General features: G+C 40.4%; 13 protein-coding genes and 2 pseudogenes. 5 read left to right on the forward strand and 10 right to left on the reverse strand.

All coding sequences use genetic code 11. The features are described 5' to 3' along the window. The 7 genes and pseudogenes from H6G26_RS17175 to H6G26_RS17205 form a co-directional block, all read right to left on the reverse strand. A pseudogene (locus H6G26_RS17175) lies at positions 1 to 488 on the reverse strand (hypothetical protein); the annotation flags it as partial. 11 nt (positions 489 to 499) lie between these two features. Then, positions 500 to 1606, reverse strand: coding sequence for a glycosyltransferase family 4 protein (locus H6G26_RS17180; protein ID WP_190730401.1), 1107 nt, complete (start codon positions 1604 to 1606; stop codon positions 500 to 502). Positions 1607 to 1710: 104 nt separating this feature from the next. Continuing rightward, positions 1711 to 2640 carry a glycosyltransferase family 2 protein gene (locus H6G26_RS17185; protein WP_190730402.1) on the reverse strand — a complete coding sequence of 310 codons (930 nt, stop codon included), beginning with the start codon at positions 2638 to 2640 and terminating at the stop codon, positions 1711 to 1713. A gap of 122 nt (positions 2641 to 2762) precedes the next feature. Continuing rightward, positions 2763 to 4151, reverse strand: coding sequence for an oligosaccharide flippase family protein (locus H6G26_RS17190; protein ID WP_190730403.1), 1389 nt, complete (start codon positions 4149 to 4151; stop codon positions 2763 to 2765). A 24-nt stretch (positions 4152 to 4175) separates the two neighbouring features. Beyond that, entirely contained in the window at positions 4176 to 6371 is a 2196-nt protein-coding gene (locus H6G26_RS17195) for a polysaccharide biosynthesis tyrosine autokinase (protein ID WP_190730404.1), read from the reverse strand. Positions 6372 to 6558: 187 nt separating this feature from the next. Next, positions 6559 to 7737 (reverse strand): glycosyltransferase family 4 protein, encoded by a 1179-nt coding sequence (locus tag H6G26_RS17200; RefSeq protein ID WP_190730405.1) that lies wholly within the window; start codon positions 7735 to 7737, stop codon positions 6559 to 6561. A 136-nt stretch (positions 7738 to 7873) separates the two neighbouring features. Next, entirely contained in the window at positions 7874 to 9088 is a 1215-nt protein-coding gene (locus H6G26_RS17205; protein ID WP_190730406.1) for a glycosyltransferase family 4 protein, read from the reverse strand. 623 nt (positions 9089 to 9711) lie between these two features. Here H6G26_RS17205 and H6G26_RS17210 point away from each other — a divergent pair. The 3 genes from H6G26_RS17210 to H6G26_RS17220 all read left to right on the forward strand — a co-directional run bounded on the left by H6G26_RS17210 (position 9712) and on the right by H6G26_RS17220 (position 14035). Continuing rightward, complete coding sequence (locus H6G26_RS17210) at positions 9712 to 10926, forward strand: GAF domain-containing sensor histidine kinase (protein ID WP_190730407.1); 1215 nt, start codon at positions 9712 to 9714, stop codon at positions 10924 to 10926. 987 nt (positions 10927 to 11913) lie between these two features. Then, positions 11914 to 13332, forward strand: a complete 1419-nt coding sequence (locus H6G26_RS17215; RefSeq protein WP_347242472.1) for an ATP-binding protein — start codon at positions 11914 to 11916, stop codon at positions 13330 to 13332. A 22-nt stretch (positions 13333 to 13354) separates the two neighbouring features. After that, on the forward strand, positions 13355 to 14035 hold the full coding sequence (locus H6G26_RS17220; RefSeq protein WP_190730408.1) for a response regulator transcription factor: 681 nt from the start codon (positions 13355 to 13357) through the stop codon (positions 14033 to 14035). A 2-nt stretch (positions 14036 to 14037) separates the two neighbouring features. Here the strand turns inward: H6G26_RS17220 and H6G26_RS17225 are convergent, their stop codons facing one another. After that, positions 14038 to 14331 (reverse strand): hypothetical protein, encoded by a 294-nt coding sequence (locus H6G26_RS17225; RefSeq protein ID WP_229561654.1) that lies wholly within the window; start codon positions 14329 to 14331, stop codon positions 14038 to 14040. A 988-nt stretch (positions 14332 to 15319) separates the two neighbouring features. On the opposite strand from H6G26_RS17225, the gene H6G26_RS17230 reads away from it, so the two are divergent. Continuing rightward, positions 15320 to 15979 carry a sugar transferase gene (locus H6G26_RS17230; RefSeq protein WP_190730466.1) on the forward strand — a complete coding sequence of 220 codons (660 nt, stop codon included), beginning with the start codon at positions 15320 to 15322 and terminating at the stop codon, positions 15977 to 15979. Between the two features lie 36 nt (positions 15980 to 16015). Here H6G26_RS17230 and H6G26_RS17235 read toward each other — a convergent pair. Together H6G26_RS17235 and H6G26_RS17240 are read right to left on the reverse strand one after the other, a co-directional pair. Further along, a pseudogene (locus H6G26_RS17235) lies at positions 16016 to 16656 on the reverse strand (hypothetical protein). 40 nt (positions 16657 to 16696) lie between these two features. Beyond that, positions 16697 to 17992: an APC family permease gene (locus tag H6G26_RS17240; RefSeq protein ID WP_190730409.1), complete on the reverse strand. Its 1296-nt coding sequence runs from the start codon at positions 17990 to 17992 to the stop codon at positions 16697 to 16699. A gap of 363 nt (positions 17993 to 18355) precedes the next feature. Here H6G26_RS17240 and H6G26_RS17245 point away from each other — a divergent pair, with 363 nt between their 5' ends. Further along, complete coding sequence (locus tag H6G26_RS17245; protein WP_190730410.1) at positions 18356 to 18799, forward strand: molybdopterin-binding protein; 444 nt, start codon at positions 18356 to 18358, stop codon at positions 18797 to 18799. Positions 18800 to 19175 lie beyond the last annotated feature (376 nt).

Consider the following 19175-nt stretch of genomic DNA (forward strand, 5'->3'; position numbering starts at 1 on the left):
CATGCACCTTGATGTTCACCACTTTCAATCGCTGCCCATGGTAGGGATAAAGTAAATACAACATTAATCAAAATAATCAGCCCCATTGTTATACACAAAAGACGCAATTGCTCTTCCAATGTATAGCGGGCAGCAACGTTAAGACCGAACAAGATTAAACCTAAAAAAACAATTGCTTTTCTTAAGGTGACATCAGGTATTGGAGACCATAAAAACGAGAGAATAGCCAGAGCTACCAACGCCCATAAAAACCTTCTTTTACTAGCAAGATAAGCGATACGCTGAGAACGAATACAGGTAAGCAGAAATGTAATTCCTAAAATTACATACTGCATCAAACTCAATACAGCACTATTCTCATCACCTGAGTCTCTTAGAGCTGGATTATCAGCACTTGATATCCCACCAAAAAAATTCAGCGTTGATGTAAAGTACAATAGGCTAATAACAATAAATGCTTTGTCTAAAGTTTCAAGAATTTTTTGCATACTCAAAAAAATCAATCTTTCGATAAAACTTGCATAATTTTTTCTGCTACTTTTTGACGGTTTAACTGAGTTTTTACCTTCTGCCGGGCTTGCTCAGACATAGCAGTAAGTGTTGGAATATCATTTAGTAGATAGATGATCTTCTCTGCCAGCAACTCTGGTGTCAGCGAATCGACAACAATCCCATTAAGTCCGTTATCAACAATTTCCGGCATCCCATCATTTGTTGAAACAATGCTAGGAATACCATAGTTCATAGCCTCAATAATAAACGATGGAAACGGATCGCATAGTCCGGGAGCAACCACTAGGTCAGTTTGCAGAAACAACTGACGCATTTCTTCTAAAGAACCAATTCGTCCTGGATTGTCCACACCGTCCTGTTGAACAGCCAGCTTTTTACCGATAATGACTAGTCTGGATTCGGGTATAATGTTCTTCACATACTTGAAAGCAGCTAAAACAATTTCACCACCTTTGCGTTCAAACTCTGCACCGTTGAATAAAATTTGCTTAGTGCCAAAGGGTTTCTCACCTTCATACACAGTATGACGATTGGCAAAGGAACCGACAACGGTAATTTTTTCAGGTTGAATACCGTAGTCTACTATTAGCGATGATTTGACAACATCGCTCATGGCGAAAAGGTGGTAAGCGCGCTCATAAGCTAAACGTTCACAGTTTTTCCAGGCTTGAAAATCTTGAGAATTTGCAAATGGGGCCCAAGGCTTCCAATTACGGTGAACCAAGGACATAGTGTAGTCCAGATACATACCGTAGGGGATGTCAAATCGTTCCCAAAACGGACAATACATGCTAAATATATGCAGTACGAAATCTGGCTTGTACTCTAACTGGTAAATACTATGTTCAAGCCGTTTTGATTTTGTGATAAATGTTTGCTTGTTTTTCTGGTGTTTTCCACTTTGAACGGGGGAAATTACATAAATCAGCTTATTCAATAGCCTAGCAACCTTATTCAATAGTGGAAATCTTAAAGGCTCGTCACCAGGTAAATATTCTAACTGCTCACATTCTAATGAAAGTGTTTCAAATAAGGGACGGTAGCGTTGTAAGAATAGGCCGTCTCCCGTAGCAACCATCTTTTGTATGTTCATAAATACTTTTGTTTTTTCTATTCCTACTGTTTTGGATATTTTTGTTAGAGTTTTGACTGCAATCTTTTCATCTAAGTTAGTAGTAGATTGACCAATAATTTCATTTAATGATTAGTTTTAAAATAGTAGTAAAATGCTTTAGCATAAATTAATATCCTTCTTCGCACTGGAGTAAGTATCAAATACTTGTCTATAATGTCTCTTGTACTGTTATCCCTGAAACTGCTACGCCAGTAATTACTTAAACCGTCGGCAAGAAAATTGTCGGTAAATTTAAAAAGAAAAGGAAAGTTGCTCCTCATTGCGTAAGCCGTAGAAGAATGAATTTTTGCAACAACTGCTTGTGCATTTGTGTTGCGGGTAAGATTATTATTTTTATGAACTCGCTGGAAAGAAAGCTTTTTTGCTATCGCAAAACCTTGTGCTAAGGCAAGAGATGTAAATTGTAGATAGCAGTCGTTAATGCTAATTCCTTCTGCTTCTGGCATGGGTATAATTTGTTGTAGTAAAGACCGAGTAAAGCAAAGCCCAGAGGTGGCAGGAATTGAAAATGCAAGTTTTCCTCGGATTCTTCCTCGACACATATCTTCTCTCAAATCATAGTCATACACTAAGCCTAAAGGTTGATTATCGTAGTGGCTATCTACTAGTGTTTTAAGCTCTGCATCAATAAATTGCAGCATATGGAAACACCAATAGCTATTTTGATAGTTCTTCAAAACATTAACGACCTCAGATACTTTTTCAGGTTTGTAAGTGTCATCTGCGTCTAAGAAACAAATAATATCTCCTCGACTGGCAGCAAATCCTGCATTGAAGGCTGAGGCTTGTCCCCCATTCTTTTTGAGCACAGGAATAATTTTGTCGCCGTAACTGGCAATGACCTCTCGTGAGTGATCCGTCGAGCCATCATCGACAACAATGACTTCTATGTGAGCGTAGGTTTGCGCCAGTGTGCTGTTGATCGCATCTGCTAAAAAATGCCCATAGTTATAGTTGTTGATGAGAATATTGACTAGAGGTTGTTTATCCATCACTAAATTCCTCTTAAAATTACAAACCTCTGTATGATTTAAGTTTTGAATTGACCGAAGATCCTTTAAAATATCTCAAATCATGGAACGCTCTGGCATCAATTATGGATGATACATGAAAGCTAACTTGCATTTCTAGCACTCCTGAAGCTTTTCCAGAGGTCAATTAACTTGTGCTGCGTATCTGGTAACAACAAAACAACGACTAAACCCAGCACAACCCACCATCCCAATTGATAAGGGAACAATGCCAGTCCAAAGGCAATAGCCAACAATCCGGCAAAACGGTAATCTGGGCTATTTACATTACGCACTAAATAAGAATGAATTATGCCATAACTTGCAATTGTTGAGAGTTCTGCCCAACCAAAACCGACTAATCCTACCCTTGGAAGCCAGAGCAGGGCTGCCCCAAAAAATAAGACAATATGGATGATGTGAAAAACAGCAACTCCCCAATTACGATGGAGAACAAAGAGCGCTGAAGAATGCAGGGTAAATAGACTATTTGCCAGTAGGCTAGCCGCAATAAAGGGGTAAACTTCCATTACTGGAAGCCATTTGGGGCCAAACATCAATGGCATAAACCAGGGGCCTAACCAAGCAACAATTGTCAACAATGGGCCTAACGCTAGGATTTGTAGCTTCATTCCATCTGTAATGGCTTGAACCAGACGATTGCGATCGTCTTGGAGACGTGCTAGAGCTGCGATCGAGAGACGGAAGGTAGCAGTCTTAACGAACCCTAACATTTCTGCTATGCGGTTTGCTAACGCCACGTAACCCACAGCTTCTGCACCTAGAAAACGCCCTACAATGAGTGGATTTACGAGATAACGCAGCTGCCATACCCATACTGATGCTGAATATCCCAGGCTGTACCCAATCATTTTCTTGACCAGATTTGCTTGCCAACAAAAGCGTGGTTTATATCGAGTACACCAAAAGAAGAGAATTAGCATATGAAGTTGTTGTGCCCACCAACCGACTACAGGTCCCCAAGCACCACCTCCCTTAAAAGCTACTGCTAGTGCAAACACAAAGTAAGCAAGCTGCCCCACTAATTCCATCCAGGCTATTCGCTTGTAATCAAGTTGTTGCTCTAGTCGAGCCAAGGGTACTTGGCTCAGTAGTACCACAGGCAAGCTTAACAATAAAGCCTGAAAAATGAGTCCAAAGCCTTGCAATCGAACCCAATTTTCAATCAGTGGAATAGCCAATTTACCTAGCAATAGCCCACATAGGCTCATGATAAATAGCAGGGTAAATGCTTGATGGTAAACAATCTCGCTATCTTCCTGTTTGTGGCGTACTAAATATATGACAATTCCTAGCTGGCATATATTTTGAAAGTAGCTGAAAAGACCAAATGTGGCAGCATAGAGACCATATTGTTCTGGACCAATGGCGCGGGTAAGAAGGAGGACGCCGACTAAACTAATGACCATGCCTATCCCCTGACGAATAGCCAGATAGACACCTCCATGCAGGACTTGGGATCGTAGGTTCATAATTTTTCAATGAATGCTTGTCGTTCAATCACTCAATCCTGGTGGAGTAGCCGGATTGAGTAATTCAGGCTCATCCTGCTTGTAATAAATAAATCGGTTAAATTCAGTTTCTGAGGCAGCACAATTAACAACTATGCCGAGAATGGTTTGTGCAGATTGCTGTAATAATTCCTTGGCGGTATTGGCACTACCAAAATCAAGCACTCCCGGTCGCACAACTAACAACATTCCATCAGTCATCTTACCTAAAGTCAATGCTTCGGCCTCAACGATCAGAGGCGAGCCATCTAGAATGACGAAATCATATTGTTGAGCGGCAGAGGCAACTAATGCCTTCATCGGCTTGGAATCCAGGATTGCTAAAGGATTGGGAGGAATCACACCCGAAGTCAGCACATCCAAATTTTCCATTACTTTGTTGACAGCGTCGGCAAAGTTAATCTGTTTTACAATTACGTTGCTTAATCCAACCGCATTCGTTAAGTTCCAAATGTGATGTTGTTGGGGATGGTGTAGATCAGTATCAATCAGCAAAACGCGACGACCGAGTTGAGCTATTGTAGCTGCCAGATTTGCCGAAATAGTAGACTTACCCTCTTTTGGCACCGAACTGGTTACCACCAAGGTTTTTAGCTCTTTTTCTACATCCAGGAACTTCAAATTTGCTTGCAATAAACGATAAGCAGAACTAACAGGCGATCGCGGAAAATCTCGTACTGGTAAGGTAGGAGTTGACCAGTCAGGATTTTTACTGTGAGGTAATGTATACTTGCCAAACTGAGGAATCGATCCCAGCCAAGGATGATTAAATAGCTGCCGCGCTTCCTTAACGCTTTTTACCGATCTGTCACTAATTTCCAGCACCATCATAGTGATGAGAGCTGCTAATATTGCTAATAATCCACCTAGTACCTGCGTCAGCATTTTTTTCTTTGCCTCAGGACTCTCTGGAGCTGAAGCCATCTCAACAATGCTTGCATTACCCATATTCTGCTGTTCTACGACTTGCACTTCTTGGAATTTTTTCAGCAGAGTTTCGTAGCTTGATTGCGCTGCGTCCAAGCGTTGCTGTAAGTCTCGCTGCCCCTGTTCTAGTTTGGGCAAAAGTCTGGAACGCCGTTGGTAGAGTTCTCTGGTATTGGAAAGTACTTTGACTTGACTAGTTAAGCCTAGTCGCTCTACTTCGGTATTAACAAATTTTTGAATCAGTTCTTGTTCAATTGTACCGATCTGTAAGTTTCTATTGGATACGTTGGAACGGCCTAAAATTTCACTGGTACGTCCCTGCAAAATTGCTTGAAGCGCAGCTTCTTTTTCTTTAAGATTAACAATTATGGGCGACTGCTCTTGATAAACTGATCGCGCAACTGCTAACTGACTCTGGACTTCTTGAAATTCTTTGAGTGCCTGCTGCACGCCAAGGGATTGACTGAGGGAACTTACAGCGATCGCTGCATCACTACTTAAACCCACTTTATCCTGCAGGGACGCTAACCGAGAATTAGCATCGGCAAGCTGTGTTTGGGCTTTCGTAATTTCATTTTCTAATTCTGCGGCACTTGCTACCAAAGCTTTGGATTCTTCTTCTAGATTGGTAATGCCATTTCGTTCTTTGAAATTACGCAACTCTCTATTTGCTCGCTGCACTGTATTTTCGCTTCTGGGCAGTTGTTCAGCAATAACTCTCCGCGCCGCTGCCGCCTGTTTTCGGCTTGTCAAAATATTGTTGTTAATATAGGCTTGCATTAGTTGATTTACTACTGCTGCGGCAGTTTGAGGATTACTCTCATTAAAAGAAAGCTGTAACACATCAGCCCCGGGAATTTGTTTCACCTCTAATCGATCTTGTAAAGCGGCTGGTTTCAACAGATTGCCGTTTTGCTCCTGTAACTGGAGTTGAGTAATTACTTGTTCCAACAAAGGAGTCGATAGGAGTACTTCTGATTCGGTCTTCATTGGGCTACTTTGCAAAGTCAAAGGTGAAAATTCTCCTAAGTCAGTGCCTACACCCGTGAGCGAAGCAATTCGGTCTACTTTCAGCAGCAACTTCCCCTGTGCTCGATAGACTGGTTTTTGCAAAGAAGCAAATAACATCGACAACATCAGCACGAACGAAAAAACACTTATAGTAGGAAACCAGCGACGCTTTAAAATCAGCCAGTATTGCTGCAAGTCGATTTCCAAAGAGTCTAGTGATACCGCTCGAGCCTTAGTTTTCATGCAAAGCCTAAAGAATGTATTACAAAAAATTTTATCTAAATTCGTAACTTTTCACTGAATGTGGAATAGGTCATTTTGATTGTTTTTTCAAATACTGAATCTTCCGTTAGGTATTTTTATTAATTTGTGATTATTTTAAGAATTTGCCTAGGTAAAAACTACGTGTTTTCGTTATAATCACTATCTTTTAGCTTTCTATAATTGATAGCTCCTCTTCTTTTTGAATTCTAGATTTACTAGCTATGCCACAAATGTCTCCATATAGTTTCAGGTTGTCAGCAGTAATCCGGTTCCAATTGTAATTCATTTGCACATACCTTTGTGCATTCTTAGCCATTACTGCTAGTTGTTGTGGGTGATGAATTGCCCAGTGTAGGGAATTAATACAAGAATCTAAATTTTCAGATTCAAAAAGCATTCCCCGTTCCCCATTAATCAATTGCTGGTGGGGTGGGATATCGCTTGCTAATATCGGTATACCTTCTTGCATAGCCTCTAGCATCGACAGAGGAAGTCCCTCTAAATTAGAAGGAAGGACAAATAATCCTGCTCCTCGGACAATTTCCCAAAGACGAGTGCCTCGGAGTTCATCAGTAAATACTATATCTCGATTATTTGCAACCTTTTCTAATAGGTTTGAGGTAAAGGATTTAGTATCACTAACACCTCCAGTTAGAACAAGTTTCCATCCAGATGGTTTTAGTGCACAGAAGGCGTCGATAAGCAAGTCAGGGCGCTTTTCTGGTACAAGTCTGCCCAAAAATATAATGTAGCGCCCCTGCCAAAGACCTAACTGCGTGCCATAGGTAAAATTGGGGTCTGACTCACCGTAGCTGGCGGGAGCGTTAGGAATATACGCTGTCTCTCGACTGTAAGTTTGCAAAAAGTATGTTTGCAACGCTTCTGATACTACAACTAGTCCGTGGGCAAAACGTACTGCGGCCTTCTCTCCCATTTGAATTAAGCGAGTAGAAAAATTACCCCACTTTGCACGTTGCCAGTCTAATCCGTGACAGGTAACTATTACTTTTGTAGAGTTGTAAACTCTGGGTAAAAAAGTAAATAAAGATGGACCTAGAGCGTGGAAATGAACAATATCATATTTGTTGCCTGTGGCAGCGATCGCTCCCAATGCTGAAGTGGCAAAAGCATCTACCCCTCTAAAATCCACACTGGGTAGAGATATAACTCGAACGCCCTCATAGTTATAATTTTCAAGCCAAGAACCTTGAGTGTAGGAGGAACGAGCGAATAAATCTACAGAATGGCCTTGTGCAACTATCCTGGGATAAAGTTCCGCACAATAATGCTCAATTCCACCCTGCTTTGGAGGTAGACCTTTTGCACCGATTACAGCAATTTTCATAGTCAAAATTTACGCTCAAAAAAGGTGTACAACCTGATACTAAATACATCTTTAATGTTGTTTTATGGGTTTAGCTCAATATCATTAATTTTCTTCAATCAGTCTTTGTATTTGACTTAAGTGCTAATTCCTACAACTAACTAATAGCTAGAAAATTTCGCTTCTCCCAGCGAGTAAACATGTGGCTGTAAACATCCCTCACAACACTACGCGCAGCATACGGCTGTGCTGTACGCACACAGGACACACTTGGGTAGTTTTCTGGATGTAGTATTACTTGGTGCAAAGCATTTGCTAAACACTCTGGCGATCGCACTTCACAAACAACTCCATTGTCAGGCGCTAGTAACTTTGGAGTTTCACCACACTTAGTTGTAACTACTGGTGTTCCACTGGCAAGTGCCTCTAGAATTACTAAAGGTAGACCTTCGTAGGCACTACTAAGGATAAAAGCATTACTAATCCGATGTAACTTCGCTAATTCCTCTATCGGAATTGCTCCTAGCATCGTCACCCGACTAGATAATTCCAACTGGGCGATTTCTGTACGTACTGCTGCTGCTAATTCTCCATCACCCGCGATTAATAAGTGAATATGTGGTTCCTTTAAAGCTGCGATCGCACGTACTAACAAAATCGGATCTTTTTGGGGATGTAACCGACCAGCGAAGAGGATAAAACGTGTTTCCTCGCTCAAACCTAGCCTTTTCGCTAGTTCATGTCTTTGTGCTTCCCGTTCTGCTTGACTTAAGGGGTAGAAAATCTCGTTATCAAATGAATTTTTGATGTATTTAACACGATCTCCCATGCTGGGATAACGCTGTCTATACAATTGTGCCGAATCTGTATTACATGAGAAAACCTGGCTAAACTGGCGAACTAGCAAGCTTTCTAGAGCAAAATATGCTGCGGGAAATCTGCGCCACAAAATCGCATTTTTATCATCTGCTGCCTTAGTCTGTGAGTGAATATCGTTATGAATAAACAGGGTTTTCTCGCCTTGCCAATTCAGAGCAGCTAGGCTTGGTTCCAGCCGATGAAAGTGCATAAAGTCCGATGTGAAGTTACGCCCCAGCAGTGCGGCAGTATACTTTATCGTGGTTGGTACTAGACTTCTAAAATTATCATTTTCTAAGGTAAATAGCGGGAAAAAACTAATTTCTCTACCTGCTAATTCTGCTTCTTGCCACTTCCTGACTTTTTGAGTGCGATCGCTTCCTGTTCCTACTAGTCGCACCTCAAATTCACTAGGAGCGTATTTAATAAATGTATTGATAAGTGTTTGTATTCCTCCAATGGTAGAGTGCCAAGGATTAAACTGGTAAAAAATAGTTAAAACAGGTTTATGCATGACTTATATAATCTCAGTATACCTCGCCAAGGTTCTTGTAGCTTTTCACTACGTAAAAATTTTTGCTAATTAAGCTTGTATTTTTACGTCCAACATACTGAGCGCTTTACCAAGTAGTTAAGTATCTTTACTCCTATAGCATCCTCTGAAAGCTCAAAGAGTAATACTATCTATAGATACCGTCCTAGGCAAATATATAGTTATCCACCAAGTTATCCGCTTGGATATTATACTTGCATATATCAATAATACTTATTTTCTAAAAGTAAATATTTTTACTATAGGAATCATACATATTTGATTTCTGAAAAAACTAAGAAATAATGTTGAGGGATATATCTGTCTAAGAACGAACTCAGTAAAGTTTCCTTCTTAAACAGCAACGAGAAAACGGTCTGATTGTCAATATTGCATCAATGCATACAGTATCCTCTAGAGTGAAATAAAATTATCCACTCAGCTATCCACCTAGTTGCACCTGATTTCTAAATACTTACTTCCTACAGAGTAAATGCTTGCTAATATGCTAAAAATAGCAGATTTACGTGCGATATAGAGATGACAAAAGTAAATCTTAGGATTTATCTTTATTCTATACGCAGATCCTGCTTCAGACTCTTCTAATGAATGAAATTATATTAACTCACAATGAAACTCTTAGGCTCCAAGCCCTGCGCCAATATCAAATTTTAGACACTATTTGTGAAGCTGCCTTCGATGATCTCACCCGTTTAGCAGCACAAATTTGTGGTACTCCCATAGCTTTAATCAGCTTAATTGATGAGTCTCGTCAGTGGTTCAAATCGAAAGTCGGATTAGACACTGAATCAACCTCCCGTGATCTGGCATTCTGTGCTCAGGCAATTTTGCAGCCCTATGAAACTTTGATTATTCCAGATACACTACTCGATCCGCGTTTTGCTACCAACCCATTAGTAACTTCTGACCCCTATATTCGGTTTTATGCTGGTGCGCCGATAATAACACCGGAAGGATATGCTTTAGGAACACTCTGTGTAATAGACCATGTCCCACGACAACTGAACTTAGAACAACTCGAAGCGTTGCAAATGTTGAGTCGTCAAGTCATGGCTCAAATGGAATTAAAGCGTAATTTATACAAGCTACAATGTATAACTAGTGATGAACACAAACAGATTAAATACCTAATTTCTGCACTTTCTCACGATTTACGCACTCCTCTGCTAGCTACTCGTGGTACTCTATATGCTATGTTAGGTGGAGCTTTTGGTTCTGTAAGCGATACTTGGAGAGATGTACTAGAAGATTGCCGCCAAGCTAACGAAGACCTATTGAAGTTTGTCGAAGTTCTATTAAATGTATCTCGCTACAAAACTGAAGTTAATAAAAGATTGAAGTGCGAAATTATTAGCTGGAAAAACATTTTTCTCGAAACTATTATCCGCAGCAATGGTACTCAGAAACAAAAGTCTGCAATTAAATACAAAATTGCTTCTTCGCTGCCGATTGTATATGGTGATTCTCTTGAGATTCAACAAGTTGTGCAGATATTACTTGAAAACGCTCTAAAAGTAAATAGTCTAGACCAGGAAATTACCCTTGAGGTAGCATTTTTTGGAGTTGAGAAAGTAAAAATATCAGTTCGATACAATAGCCTGGGGATTGCTCCTTTAGATAAGGAAAGCCTTTTTAATAGCTTTATTCAAGGACGTGGCCGAAATAACATAGATAAACTAGGTCTCTACTTATGCCTTCAAATTGTGGAGGCTCATAAAGGCACTATCAATGTGGAAAGTACCGCCGATGAGGGTACTACATTTTGGTTTACCCTACCTGTCGCCTTATTAAAAACCTAGATACCTAAAGTGAGAAGAGATGTAGAAAATGAGTTTAAACAGCTTCATAGCATATATTCGCCAATATTTGATTTTGATAATTGTAGTCATCTATTGCAATTATCCGTATTAATCTGTACCTCCTAAAAGTTTAAGCAATAAAGCTACATTGTTTTTCTTGTCTTTTATCGCTAAATACAAGATTTGGCTTAAATACTGAGTGATTCAAATATATCATTTCTTTTTGTGATTTTTTATGTAAAGATGTAAACTTACTTTATATCTTGAGCTTAGTTAATCGGTATGAGCGATCGCGGTAAAACCTGGATTAAGCTGAAAATAGACTTGCCAATGAGCGGCAATGAAACTCAACGTTCGCTAGGAAAGAGGCTAGCCGTTAATCCCTTTAATTCCAATGTTATTTTTTTGGCTCGCGGTTGAATGGAACATGGGTAAACATTGGCTTTTGAGACCAGCCTATCGGTAATGAGCCTAATGTAATGGAGGCTAGCTGGCAGCAATTCGGGCTAGTATTTATTGGCACTAACGGTAGGGGTATATACTATGGGACAACGTAAAAATGTTAGCCTTAGATTTAACTTATAAATAACCTCTAATTTAAATTTCAAAGTTGGTTAATTATGAATTTTGTGTAAAACCGGATTGATTTTCCTGTATCGTGTTATTATTATCCCAAAAAAAATACCATCATAATTATTAGTACGTTATTTAATACAATTGAGTTGTTAATAGTAAAATTAAAAAAAGAAGGATATTTATATGTAATATATGAACAGTTAAGGCTTTTGAATAAAAACATTGGAAGCTTAATACTAGCAAAACTGTTGCAGTTCTTAAGTCTAAGATCTTAATTAGGATGTTAGGTAACTGTTATTAAGGTGGTGGGTAAATTAAATAGTGATAGCTATTAGCTTGATACCTTTCTTAATTCATTCATCTAGGAAAGGTAATTTTTTAACTCCTCTACATACTAGTATTTTAGTACTAGTGTTATTTTTATTTGGACAGCAAGTCTTCAACCTCTGGATAGCACGGCTAACTCATGAAGCATTTAACTGCGTAACCCATACTTTATTGGTAGAGCGAGAAGGAGAACGTCTACTTCATGCTGTAATAGATAATGAAGAAAAAGGTTTTTTAGAAAGTTCCAGTCAGAGGCGAACCAATCTTATAGATTATGGTGAGAAGAAGCCCAACTTCCACAACAGCTTCAACTATCTGTACAATCTCGTACAAGACAACCCTGCTCAAATAAAACAACTCCATAAAATTAGATATATCTATAACCAGTGGCAAAGGGAGTTGCAGGAAAAAGCGCTTTCTAGTTCTGCCAGTAATTATAGTGTGGCAAAAAGCACTTTATTCGATTCTTTGCAGAACGAGATTGAGAAACTGATTCAGCACGAAGAGATGCTTTTGAGCGATCGCCAAATTCGTGTAGAGCGCTTGCATGATATTAACACTGTGATAAACGTCTTTAGCATATTAGTTATTCTTTTAGGAGCGCTTTTAAATCTCCAGTTGTTGCATCGGCGAGTTAAGCTTCCATTAAAGAAATTGACACAAGTTAGCAAACTTTGGCAAGCGGGACAAATGGAAGTGCAACTCTCCCATTCTTCTAAAGACGAAATCGGCGAACTAGCTGGAGTTCTTAACGCGATGGCTGATGAGACTCGTCACCGTCAAGAAAGCATTGAGGTGCGTAACCAACAGCTTGAAGACATGATATCTGCACTGTCTCACGACCTACGTATTCCTTTACTTGCCACTCGTAATACTCTAGACTGTATGGGCAGAGGAGCTTTTGGTCCAGTAAATGACACTTGGAAGGAAGTGTTTGAAGAGTGCCATGAAGCTAATGAGGATCTGCTTAAACTTGTGGAACTCCTCTTAGATATCTCCCGTTATGAAGCACGCAGCGCTTGTTTAATGTGCGATCGCCTGAATTGGGAAAAGATTTTAATTAAAGTAATTGGTCAGGTAAAAGCAACATCTACACGTGAGTTAGCCTTCATTTGTAAAATTTCTCAACTGCTGCCAACAGTCTACGGTGATGAATTAGAAATTCAACGGGTTTTACAAAACTTACTTGATAACGCCGTGCGGGTAAGTAAGCCTAAAGGGGAAATTATTTTAGAGATAACGCCCTATGGAGAAGGCCAAGTGCAGATTTCGGTGCGTGATTATGGTTCAGGAATTGCACCGCAAGTTAAAGAAAGGCTGTTCCAACGCTTTATTCAAGGACGAGGGCATCGTGGAAAAAGTGGGCTTGGTCTGTATTTATGTCGTCAAATTATTGAGGCTCACGGAGGAAACATTGGTGTCGAAAGCTCTCTTGAAGAGGGAAGTACTTTTTGGTTTACTCTCCCAAGTGCCATCAATAACGTTGATTGCAACTATGAATAGAATATAAGCAGATGTAGCAAGAATGATGCCTAAGATTGACGAAGAGAAAACTGTGCGGGTTCTATTAGTTGATGATCACGCTTTAATCCGCCGAGGAATGAAAGGGCAATTTAGCCTTGAACCTGGTTTTAGTATAGTTGGAGAGGCATTGGATGGTCAACAGGCTGTTGAATTAGCTAACCAACTCCAGCCAGATGTAGTCTTAATGGATATTGATCTGCCAGTAATGGATGGGATTACAGCCACCCAGCAGATAAAAAGTAGCTGCTTGACTACTCGCGTTCTAGCCTTAAGTGCCTTTGACGAAGATATCCAGGTCATGGGGATGCTTGCAGCCGGTGCTGATGGTTACTGCCTTAAAACCATTGAATGGGAACAACTTATCGCCGTCATTCAATTGATACTTCAAGGTGGTGCTTATTTAGATCCTTTAATAGCTCAAAAAGTTGCTCGGATGCTTAGGTCAACCCCTGTAGCCCCCGATGTTCCTGTATCTAAAGTAATAGCGGAACCGATTCTCAGTAATCGTGAACGCGAGATTCTTAAACTTATTGCACAAGGTCACTCAAACCAGCAGATTGCAAACCAACTCTACCTCTCACTTGGAACCGTCAAGTCTTATGTACGTATGGTTCTCAACAAACTTAGCGTTGATGATCGTGTCCAAGCAGCAGCTTTAGCCGTACGCCAAGGGTTGATTTAAGCTTAGAGGAATTTATGTAAACAGGTAGATAATTCTGTAAAAGTGGTAGCCAGTGGTGAGATGTCATTAATGAGTTTTTCTGACCACAAAATGTAAGGCTGAAGTAGTTGATGCTGGAATTTTTCAGGTATAGGCAGGCATAGCACTAAAACATGAGGTGCAAACAAAGCTATCTCTTCAAGTGTGGGAATACAGTAATACGGAAAAACTTCTGCATTTTGTTTTAGGCAATGACTGCTGACGCGCTGCACGGTAGTAACATTGCTACCAATAACCATAATTTTATGTCTTTTCATATAATTCATATCTTAGACTGATCCGCAAATGCGAAATGCTTACTAAACAGCCGCTTTAGCGGTTATAAAAGAAGTGCGATTGCCTCATTTCTCTACGTTCTCTGCGGGATGCTACGCAAACGCGTAGCGTGTCGCAGACAGAGGCTGTGCCCGAAGCAGAACAAACATAAGTAACCTGAGTTCGGGATAAGAAGTCTTCAAAAACCTTGACTTATCGTTGTTCGGTTTAAAACTCTGTTTTCATGTATTCTCAATAAGATATATTCTTGAGAATAGTCTCATTTGTGAACCTTATTGACAAAATGATTCCACTTTAATCCCTGCTTTGATCACTTCCAGTTTTATTCAATCCTGACAGAGTAAGGTTTTTAGCTTCTGGCTTAACCCGAACTCAGGTTAAGTAAGTCAGCGTTAAAAAATCAAGCTATGTAACGAAGTATAAAATTAGCGCATAGTTTATAAATTGGTCATTCCATAGCTTTTACAAAATCAAACATACTTGGGTTTTATCCCACCTACTTAATTATTATGAAATTTAGACTATCTGTACGCTACAGCCAAGCGGATAGTTAGCTGGATAATTTTATTCTTCATTAGGATACTGTATAAAAAATAATTTAATTAGTCATCAGATAGTATTTTCTATCAGTATTTGTGTACGAAAGTATACGTAGAATCTACTAAGTCTTTACTCAACCTTACAAATAAAGTCTCAAGTCCTATTAAATGCTTTTATTATACTTACACATTCATTAAAAACAACGATGTTCAATGCTTAACCATGAAGTATTGACCGCTACTGTCACTGCAAATATCTTAAAGAACAAATTGACTGGTTACATATTTACTTACTCAACCTACTAAAAAATTTAATTCCCGCTTTTACAGGTTACTGAAATAAGGAAATGTGCAGACGATTAAGTTCATAAACTTACCTACTGAAAGTGTAATTACCGTGTCTAAAACCTCTAGTTCCGACCATTTTAATATGCCAGTTCTAGATGATACCCATAATGTTCCTAAAGCTGAACTTCCAGTTCACCCTTCTGTACTCAGTAAAGCCAAGCGGATGATTGACATCTTGGGTGCTGTTGTCGGGCTATCGATTACACTAATTGTAGTAATTCCTATTGCGATCGCTATTGAGTTAGATAGCCCAGGCCCTATCTTTTATAGTCAAGTTCGCTGTGCTTTGAATGGGCGTTACTTCCGAATTTGGAAATTTCGCTCGATGTCAGTCGGAGCTGACCAACTTAAGCATTTAGTTAAGAATGAAGCTCAAAGCGATCAGATATTCAAAAATGAAAATGACCCCCGCATTACCTGTATAGGCAGGTTTCTTCGTCGCACTAGCTTAGACGAACTCCCTCAGTTTTGGAACGTGCTGGTGGGAGAAATGAGCCTAGTCGGCACCCGCCCTCCCACTCCCAATGAAGTGATACATTACTCAAGACACCACTGGGAACGGTTAAATGTTAAACCGGGTATGACTGGTGAATGGCAGGCTTATGGTCGCTCCCGTATTAAAAACTTTGAAGATATTGTTCACATGGACTTAGACTACCAACGTAAGTGGTCTATCTTTTATGACATTATTCTAATCTTAAAAACTTTAAAAGTTGTGTTAGATAAGAGTGGTGCTTGCTAACGTACAGCCAATTAATATTAGTGAAAGCTAATCAATTCATTCAACTTCCTCACAGAGAATTAACAGTGTTTCCATCGCCTCTGCTAGAGAAATCAACTCTGTCCAAGAGGAGCCACTAACTAAATTTTGGGCATGAGCTAAGGGAACTCCAAAAAATAAATTATCCAATTTCTGGACTTCACTACGACTTTCCCTCCCCCTGCTCCCTGCCCCCTGCCCCCTGCCTCTACCAGCCGCAGCAAATTCATTTCTAGCAGCGTTACCAAACCAAACAGTAGCATTCGCGCGGGTGCTTTCTGCAAGTCGCCACACGTAACAATACCATTCACTTGATTGCAGTCCAGAACAAACAATCGCTGAGTTTGTTGCAAAATGGGTAGTAACTTTATCAGTGGGGTGGAAATGGCAATTAGTTCTTTTGGATGAAACACGCGTTGATAGTCGCCACACTTCCCAGATTTACCTTCTATTAAACTAGAGCGTTATCCATAACCGCTAATAGTATCTCCTGTCTCAACGCCGATTACATCAAAATTGTTCGCCTGCATCCAATGCAGCACCTCTGTAACTTCTGTATCAACTGGCATAGGTTTGAGGGGTTCTGCCACATATTCAATGGTGATATTGTTCTCAAACAAACTCCGCAAGTCTTGAGAACGCGATTTTAGCTGTTTCATCCCCCTTCTTTAAATAATTTTATCGTACTTGCGCGATGGGCTATGCCCCGCCGTAGGCGATCGCTCGCCGAATTTTGTGCCAGATTAGCCCTGCGACAATCAAGCCTAAACCCACTTGCCAAATCGAAGACTCTACCCAAAAAGCGAGAAAAAGGCAAGAGACAAGACCTAGCCAACCTACCCATATAGGATAAAGTCGTTCTGATGGGGCCAGACGCAAGGCAGCGAAACTGGTAATTGCGTAATAAATTAAAACACTAAAGGCACTAAACGACCAGGTAGTTTTGACATTACCCAACAGTACCAGCAGAGCGATCGCTATCCCTACAAATATTACAGCCCAGTATGGGGTTGTCTGTTGTTGGTTAAGGCGCGCTAAGAATTTTGGCGCATCTGAACGCCTCCCCATTGCCAGTAACACACGGGATAAGCCCAAAATCAGGTTCAATAGCACGCCTAGCATGGCTGTCACCGCCCCAATTCCTAAGATTAAAGCACCACCGGAACCGGCAACGTTGCGGACTGCCACTTGTAGAGGCGCTGCCGTCTGCCCTGTGCTACTGCCCAAGACATCTGCCCCCACAGCCCCAATCCCAACTATCGCCACTGCCATGTAAAGCAACATTGTCAGCAGCAGACAGACAATCATCGCCTTAGGAATCGTTTCCCTTGGGGAGCGTGCTTCCTCTCCCATTGTGGCAATGCGCCCATAACCTGTGTACGCGACAAACATCAAGGCGCTAGCATGGAGTACTCCTCCTGGGGAGGTTCTGAAAAAAGGTGTCAAATTCTCAATTCCTACCTCGGTAGCACGGGGTAGACAAGCAAGGATAAAAAAGCCTAAAGATAACAGTGTTACCGACACAATCACCGTATTGGTAACATTAGAGCGCCGGATACCACTTAAAACAACCAAAGTCATTATCCCTACAGCTAAGAGGGCTGTAGGAACTACCCAACTGGAACTAAAACCCCCAATGTTCAGCAAGTAACCAGCAAAACCTAAAGCGGCGGTTGCGGCTGAGGCAGTCTTTGCTACCAAAAACATCCAACCTGCGGTGAAGCCCAATGCGGGGGTAAGATATCTGTAACCATATTCATAAGTGCCACCACTGACAGCATGATTAGCTGCTAACTGGGCGCTGTTGAGTCCATTACAGGTGGCAACAATTGCCCCAATCGCTACTGCCAAAATTACTGCTGGGCCAGCAATCCCTGCTGCAATCCCGATAGTGACAAATACACCCGTCCCGACAATCGAACCCAGTCCCATCAAGGTTGCACCCACAACCCCTAACTCTCGTTTAAGTTGGGGTGGAGAATTTGTGGCAGACATCTTTGATCTCCCTGTTTAGATTACAAGATGTAACGTTCATCAGTGAGAATATCACGACCGAAAGGCTTGCAGATAATCATAATTTTGTTGACATTTTTTTTGTTACCGCTCTGATACCAAATTAAGCCAGCACTAATTTTATACCAACTAAATTGGTATAAAATTAGTGCTGCTCAGTTAATATTAAGTAACAAATTGTTTTGTACTGACGAAAAATAAATATTTATGTAGTTAAATGTATGGGATTAGTTGATGAATTATCTAGAAAATCCTTCAATAAAAAATATTTTTATTAAAAAAACACATCGAATTGATACTTGGTAGAATCATACCAAGAATAACCAGACTAACCAAAATTGATTTATGCCAAGAAAAGAACAAGGGTGGGTCACATTTCAAACCTCAGAGGACGAGCGGAAGATTCTGGAAGAGTTCTGCGAACAGTCTCAACGCACCAAGACTGAGATTCTGCGGGAACTCGTGCGTAGTCTCAATCAGCACGCCTGGGCACCAATATCACCGCCAATTCACGAGGATAAACAGGAAGATATTTACACTCAAAAGCCTGAGATAGAAGCTAGTATTCAAAAGAAATCATTAAAAGTTAGTTCTCGCAATATTCTTAAAGGTGTGGTTAAACGAGTTGTTTATGGAGCAGTTAATAGCGAAGTGACTCTGGAGATTATTCATAAAGTAGAATTAACCTCGATTATTACTAGGGCTTCCGCAGAAGAGTTAGAACTATCTGAAGGAAAAGAAGCTTATGCAGTCATTAAGTCTAACGATATTGTCATTGCTAGAGAATAGAATTACTTTGATAGGCGCTGGATATTAAAAAGATGAATCATCACCACCAACATTTTTGATTTTGGAGAACTGCAAGATAAATTGAGTATATAGTTGATGCTATGTTTACCAGGAGCTACGCCTAAGCAAATCCAAAGTGAGTATCAACTAGCATTAAAAATCGTTTACGGATTAATCTGGTAGCATCTTTGTTTTGCTTGCTGCTATAGAAGACTTTACAAAAAGATTTAAAATTGGATTTTGCGTAGGCGTAGCCCGTCGTAAACATCGCTTATGTAATAACTGTTTTGGTTTGAAGAAGGCAGGAGGCAGACGGCAGATCGCGCAGCGTGTCGTAGACAAGGCAGAAGGAACAATTGGCGGGGATTCAGACTCC

Source organism: Nostoc sp. FACHB-888 (assembly GCF_014696655.1).
In the GTDB taxonomy this organism is placed as follows: domain Bacteria; phylum Cyanobacteriota; class Cyanobacteriia; order Cyanobacteriales; family Nostocaceae; genus Nostoc.